The following is a 6,895-nucleotide window of genomic DNA, read 5'->3' as shown; positions in this document are numbered from 1 at the left end:
CCGCCGACCGAGAAAGACATTGGACTATGAGACACCGGGTGATCTGTTTTCAGCAGCCCTTGCCAATGGCATTTGAGCGTTGCACTTGAAATGCGAATGTAAGGGCCTTTAAAGTCAGCAATCAAACATTATTTGCTGCGACTGAATACCATTTTGGTGGCTTGCCATGCGACACAGAATGCGCCGCCGATGAACACCAAGTCAGCTGCGGTACGAACCCAGCGTAAGGTATCCAAGAGTTCCATCTGCAGGAATTCTTCGCTACGGGCATACCACAAACCTTGTGATACAGAAGCCCAAGCTTGGATGGCGCCAATTGGCAACAGGCTGATGACAATCATGCCGACCAAACCGCCGTTGAGCAGCCAGAAGCCCCAAGTCATCAATTTGTCGTCAAATTGTGCTTCCGGTTTGATGTAGCGGGCCACCAGTAATACGAAGCCCAGTGCCAAGAAGCCATATACGCCGAACAAAGCTGCGTGTGCGTGAACTGCGGTGGTGTTCAGGCCTTGGATGTAGAACAATGAAATCGGCGGGTTAATCAGGAAGCCGAATACACCGGCACCAATCATGTTCCAGAATGCTACGGCCACGAAACACATCAGCGGCCAACGCAGGCGTTTTGCCCATTCAGTAGTGTTTTGGTAAGACCAATGTTCGTAAGCTTCACGACCCAGTAATACTAAAGGTACCACTTCCAAGGCAGAGAAACATGCGCCGATGGCCATAGAGGCAGAAGTCGAACCGGTAAAGTACAAGTGGTGCAGAGTACCTGGGATACCACCCATCATGAAGATGGCGGCGGCGGCCAAAGTAGAAGCAGTTGCGGTGCTGCGGCGTACGAAGCCCATGTTGTAGAAAATAAAGGCAAATGCGGCAGTAGCAAATACTTCGAAGAAGCCTTCTACCCACAAGTGAACCACCCACCAGCGCCAGTATTCCATCACGGCAATTGGAGATTTTTCACCGTAGAACAAGCCTGGTGCGTAGAACACACCCACACCAACCATAGACGCTACGAAAATCGCCAGCAAGTTTTTGTCGGTGCCTTTTTCGCGGAAGGCGTTTACGGTACAACGCAACATCAGGAACAGCCACAACAGCAAGCCGACCATCAGCAGAAGTTGCCAGAAACGGCCCAAGTCTAAGTATTCGTAACCTTGGTGGCCGAACCAGAAGTTCAATTCAGGCGGCATGATGTGTGACAAGGCGAAGAAGTTACCGGCGTATGAACCAACTACCACGATAAACAGGGCGATATACAGGAAGTTAACGCCTGCTACTTGGAATTTAGGATCTTTACCACCATTGACGATTGGCGCCAAGAACAAACCGGCCGTCAGGAAGCCTGTGGCAATCCAGAAAATCGCCGATTGGATGTGCCAAGTACGGGTCAGCGAGTAAGGCAGCCAGTCAGAAATTTCAATGCCCAATGCTTTATCGATGCCATAGAAACCTTGCCCTTCAACAGTATAGTGCGCAGTCAAACCGCCCAGCAATACTTGTGCACAGAACAATGCAACAGTCAGGAATACATATTTACCCAAAGCTTTTTGAGAAGGTGTCAGCGCAATTTTCGCTACCGGATCTTCAGTCGGGATTTCTACTTCTTCGTGTTTGGTCAGGAATGAGTAACCCCACATCAGCAAGCCAATACCCAATAGCAACAGAACGATACTGGTGAACGACCACATGTAGTTTTCAGTAGTCGGCACGTTGTTGATCAAAGGTTCGTGCGGCCAGTTGTTGGTGTAGGTAAACACTTCGTCAGGACGGTTGGTTGAAGAAGACCATGCAGTCCAGAAGAAGAAATTAAACAATTTTTCACGCGCTTCTTCACTTGGCAAGGTGTTGTTTTTCATTGCAAAGTGTTCACGGGTGGTTTGCAGCGCAGGATCGTCGCCATAAACGCCGTGGTAATAAGGCAGAATGGTTTCGATGGCTTTAGCGCGCGTATCGCTGATGACTACCGAGCCGTCTTCTTTTACAGAGCTTTGAACGCGGTATTCATCTTGCAAACGGGTTTTCAATACAGCTTGCTCTTCAGCAGTCAGCTCATCAAATTTTTTGCCGTAATCAGCTTGGGCAGTCAAGTCTAACCATGCCACCAGCTCGCGGTGCAGCCAGTCTGCAGTCCAGTCAGGTGCTTGGTAGGCACCGTGGCCCAATACGGAACCAACTTCCATACCGCCGGTGGTTTGCCAAGCGGATTGGCCGGCGAGAATGTCGTCTTTGGTCATCAACACTTTGCCGGAAGTGGTAACGACTTGTTCAGGGTAAGGAGGTGCTTTCTTATAGATCTCGCTACCCATATAACCAAGAATGGTGAAACAGACTGTCAGCACTGCAATCAGCAGTAGCCAAAGTTTCTTGTACTGTCCCATTTTAGTACTCCTTGTTTTGGTAAATGGTAAATGGCTTATTTAATTCATCAAATATGAATGTTAAAGATTGTAGCATGATTTATACTTTAGTAAAACGATTTCTATGGATATTTATCATTAAAAGGTTGATATAAATTAAATTTAAGCTTTTTTAGTCTTTTTATTGGAAATATATCGGTAAGATTTGGCTGAAAATTTGCTGCTTATCTATGACTTTGAGCATAAAAGAGTAGTGATTTGAAATGAAATTTTGATTAAAAATTGCATATTTTATGAATTAATTGATTTAGGTCAAGATACGTAAATTCATAAAGCTACATAATGGGTTCAAACAACAAGCCAATTAACATTTCTTCAAAAAAGGAAATCACTATGAAACGCCAAGCCTTAGCTGCAATCATCGCTTCTGTATTCGCTTTGGCTGCTTGCGGTCAGCAAGCAGCAGAAAAACCGGCCGAACAGCCGGCTGCTACTGCAGAAGCTTCTGCATCTGCTGCTTCAACTGCTGAGCAATCTGCTGCTGCCGAAACCCCTGCTGGTGAGTTGCCGGTAATTGATGCAATTGTTACCCATGCACCTGAAGTGCCACCTGCCATCGATCGCGATCATCCTGCTAAAGTTCGTGTGAAAATGGAAACCGTAGAAAAAACCATGAAAATGGCTGACGGTGTGGATTACCACTACTGGACTTTCAATGGTGACGTTCCAGGCCAAATGATTCGTGTACGCGAAGGCGATACCGTAGAAGTAGAATTCTCTAACCATCCTTCTTCTACCGTTCCGCATAACGTTGACTTCCACGCTGCAACCGGTCCTGGCGGTGGTGCTGAAGCAACCTTTACTGCTCCTGGCCGCACTTCAACCTTCAGCTTTAAAGCATTGCAAGCCGGTTTGTACATTTACCACTGTGCGGTTGCGCCTGTGGGCATGCACATCGCCAACGGTATGTATGGTTTGATTTTGGTTGAACCTAAAGAAGGTCTGCCAAAAGTGGATAAAGAGTTCTACATCGTGCAAGGCGACTTCTATACCAAAGGTAAATACGGCGCCCAAGGTCTGCAAGCCTTTGATATGGACAAAGCAGTTAAAGAACAACCTGAATATGTTGTATTCAATGGTCACGTTGGCGCGATTGCTGGTGACAATGCACTGAAAGCCAAAACTGGTGATACTGTGCGTATGTACGTAGGTAACGGTGGTCCTAACTTGGTATCTTCATTCCACGTCATCGGCGAAATCTTCGACAAAGTATATGTTGAAGGCGGTAAACTGATTAACGAAAACGTACAAAGCACCATCGTTCCTGCCGGTGGCGCCGCAATCGTAGAATTTAAAGTGGATATCCCAGGCAGCTACACCTTGGTTGACCACTCTATCTTCCGCGCGTTCAACAAAGGTGCATTGGGTCAATTGAAAGTAGAGGGTGAAGAAAACCCAGAAATCATGACCAAAAAATTGAGCGATACTGAGTACAAACCTGCTGACGCACCTGCAGCCGCTGCCGCTTCTGCTCCAGCAGCACCTGCTCCGGCCGCTGAAGCTTCTGCACCACAAAATGCTTACTAATACACAGTAGCAATTGAAAGCAGTAAAGCAATAAAAAAGCCACTGTTATCTTGGCTCAAACTAGGATAACGGTGGCTTTTTACATAAATATAACAATACAGCGTGTTAACGCAAAAGGAATACCATCATGAAACGCCAAACCATCGCAGCCTTATTGGCATCCGTATTCGTATTGGCAGCCTGTTCCGGTTCTGAACCTGCTGCTGAAAAACCGGTAGAAACCGCGCCTGTGGCTGAAACTCCGGCCTCTGCTGAAGCTGTTCCCGCCGAACAACCAGCTGCTGAAGCACCAGCATCTGCTGAAACTCCGGCACCGGCCGCCGAAGCCGAACCAGCTGCTGAAGCTGAGCCTGCCGCTGCTGCCGAATTGTCGCAAGACGAGCAAATCAAGTTGGGTAAGGCTGTTTATGATTCCAACTGTATGGCATGTCATGGCTTAGAAGGTAAAGGTGTGGAAGGTACATTCCCGCCATTGGAAAAATCGGATTACTTTGCCAAAGACAACACCAAACTGGTTCATGCTGTAACCAAAGGCGTGAATGGCGCAATTAAAGTGAACGGCAAAGAATACAACGGCGTGATGCCTGCTGTGCCATTAAGCGATCAAGACATTGCCAACGTAGTAACTTATGTTTTGAACAGCTTTGGTAATAATGGCGGTCAAGTATCTGCTGCCGAAGTGGCTGAAATCAAAAACAAATAACTCAGTTTCAGGCCGTCTGAAATCTTTCAGACGGCCTATCAAACCCTAAGTTTATTTTTCAGACGGCCTGATAAACACTATGCCGTCTGAAAAATAGATTTTCACCATAATCATAAAGGCACACATCATGAAAACCATTTCACTATTCGTTATGAGCTTATTGGTCTGTGGCAGCGCGATGGCGGCTGAAATGGCCACCATCGAGGCGGGCAGCTATCGTCCGCTGTATCTGAAAAAAGATACCCCGATGATTCATGTTAAGTCATTCAAAATCGACAAATATCCGGTAACCAATGCCGAGTTTGCCGAATTTGTGAAAAAGCATCCGCAATGGCAAAAAGGCAAGGCCAATAAAAAGCAAGTCGAGCCGACTTATTTGAAACATTGGAACCAAACCGGCAGCAACGCCTATGCGCCAAAACCTAATGAAATGAAACACCCAGTGACCAATGTTTCATGGTTTGCCGCCAATGCCTACTGCACTGCACAAGGCAAACGTCTGCCGACCATCGACGAATGGGAATTGGCCGGCTTGGCATCGGCCACTCAGAAAAACGGTTCTAACGAAGAAAGCTACAACCGCACCATCTTAGATTGGTATGCCGATGGCGGTCGCAATGGCTTGCGCAATGTCGGCATGGGTAAACCCAATTATTATGGCTTGCACGATATGCACGGCCTGATTTGGGAATGGACGGAAGATTTCAACAGCAGCCTGTTGAATTCCGGTTCGGCAGACAGCTCCATGTTCTGTAGCGGAGCCTCTTTGGGCTCGACCGATCCGACCAACTATGCCGCATTCTTGCGATTCGGTATCCGCACCAGCCTGCAACCCAAATACGGTTTGCATAATTTAGGTTTCCGCTGCGCCGCGTCAGCGAAATAAAGGTTTTTTGGCGTTTTATATCACCAAAGCAGCTTGGGCGATGTCGCAAGGCATCGCCACTTTTTTGTCGCTAAAGCAGCAAAGTTGCAATTAAAACGTGCAACATTATCCGAAATATGGCATAATTCAGCCATCTTTGAAAAAGATATCAGGAGTTTGCATCAGTTTCGGCTTGGCAAACTTGTCCGAACCTTAAAGGTTCTTTTTATTTTTGGAGTATTCCATCATGGCATTGACCGTAGAACAAAAAGCGCAAATCGTTAAAGATTTCCAACGTAAAGAAGGCGATACCGGTTCTTCTGAAGTACAAGTTGCATTGTTGACTTTCCGCATCAACGACTTGACCCCTCACTTCAAAGCTAACCCTAAAGACCACCACAGCCGTCGTGGCTTGTTGAAAATGGTGAGCGCGCGCCGTCGTCTGTTGACTTACTTGCGTCGTACCAAACCTGAAACTTACCGTAACGTAATTACTCGTTTGGGTCTGCGTAAATAATATTTATGCATTTGAAAACACCGCTTTTAAAGCGGTGTTTTTTATTTTAAAGGCCGAAACCTTTGCGAAACTCTTTCGAAAAGCTAGTACATATTAAACTGACGTCATTCCCGCGCAGGCGGGAATCCATTTTTCAGAATGACAAGCTTTTGAATAAAATAGGTTTCTTAGATATTGCGATGGATTCCCGCCTGCGCGGGAATGACGGCCTTTAGGGCTTCTTGAGGTTTTGCAAAAGTCTCAAGCGTCTAAAACTTGTGTTTCTGTTCAGACGGCCTTATAGTGAAGTCATATCAATCAAGGAGCGCAAGATGAAAGTGTACGATTTCGTGGTAAAAGATACCCAAGGTCAAGAAGTGAGCTTGAGCGATTACAAAGGCAAAGTATTGCTGATCGTGAATACCGCCACACGTTGTGGCTTAACCCCGCAATATGAAGAATTGCAGCAACTCTATGCGCAATATGCCGAGCAGGGCTTGGAAATTTTGGATTTTCCATGCAACCAATTCCGTGAGCAAGCACCGGAAAGCAGTAGTGAGATTGCCCAAGTCTGCCAAATGAAATTCGGCACTAAATTCAAGATTTTCGATAAGATTGATGTCAACGGCGAAAATGCTGCGCCGCTTTATGTTTATCTCAAATCTGAAAAGCCGGAAGACAAGGCCAACCATGTATTCAAAGATTTATTGCTGAAACTGGCTTCGATTGGCGAGAAGCGTGAAGGCAGCGACATTAAATGGAATTTCACCAAATTTTTGGTCAACCGCAATGGAGAAGTCGTGGTGCGTTTTGCCCCGAGCGTGAAGCCATCTGAAATTGAATCAGATATTCGCGCTTTACTGTAATAAATTTGCCCAGCA

The 6,895-nt window shown here is 46.4% G+C and carries 6 protein-coding genes; 5 read left to right on the top strand and 1 reads right to left on the bottom strand.

Going from position 1 to position 6,895, the window contains the following annotated elements:
• Positions 1 to 128: 128 nt before the first annotated feature.
• Positions 129 to 2,384, bottom strand: a complete 2,256-nt coding sequence (locus CRG49_RS02835) for a nitric-oxide reductase large subunit (RefSeq protein WP_095503569.1) — start codon at positions 2,382 to 2,384, stop codon at positions 129 to 131.
• Positions 2,385 to 2,756: 372 nt separating this feature from the next.
• Between CRG49_RS02835 and nirK the strand changes: the two genes are divergently transcribed.
• The 5 genes from nirK to CRG49_RS02810 all read left to right on the top strand — a co-directional run bounded on the left by nirK (position 2,757) and on the right by CRG49_RS02810 (position 6,880).
• The gene (nirK, locus tag CRG49_RS02830) at positions 2,757 to 3,950 is read left to right on the top strand and encodes a copper-containing nitrite reductase (protein WP_095503570.1); all 1,194 of its coding nucleotides are present in this window, start codon (positions 2,757 to 2,759) and stop codon (positions 3,948 to 3,950) included.
• Positions 3,951 to 4,077: 127 nt separating this feature from the next.
• Positions 4,078 to 4,653, top strand: coding sequence for a cytochrome c (locus CRG49_RS13475; protein WP_095503571.1), 576 nt, complete (start codon positions 4,078 to 4,080; stop codon positions 4,651 to 4,653).
• A 127-nt stretch (positions 4,654 to 4,780) separates the two neighbouring features.
• Positions 4,781 to 5,539, top strand: a complete 759-nt coding sequence (locus CRG49_RS02820) for a formylglycine-generating enzyme family protein (RefSeq protein ID WP_095503572.1) — start codon at positions 4,781 to 4,783, stop codon at positions 5,537 to 5,539.
• 226 nt (positions 5,540 to 5,765) lie between these two features.
• On the top strand, positions 5,766 to 6,035 hold the full coding sequence (rpsO, locus tag CRG49_RS02815) for a 30S ribosomal protein S15 (RefSeq protein WP_095503573.1): 270 nt from the start codon (positions 5,766 to 5,768) through the stop codon (positions 6,033 to 6,035).
• Positions 6,036 to 6,346: 311 nt separating this feature from the next.
• Positions 6,347 to 6,880 (top strand): glutathione peroxidase, encoded by a 534-nt coding sequence (locus tag CRG49_RS02810; protein WP_095503574.1) that lies wholly within the window; start codon positions 6,347 to 6,349, stop codon positions 6,878 to 6,880.
• Positions 6,881 to 6,895: the final 15 nt, after the last annotated feature.

The organism is Neisseria sp. N95_16 (assembly GCF_002551535.2).
GTDB classification, from domain to species: Bacteria; Pseudomonadota; Gammaproteobacteria; order Burkholderiales; family Neisseriaceae; genus Neisseria; species Neisseria brasiliensis.
This window is presented reverse-complemented; position numbering and strand designations above follow the sequence as displayed.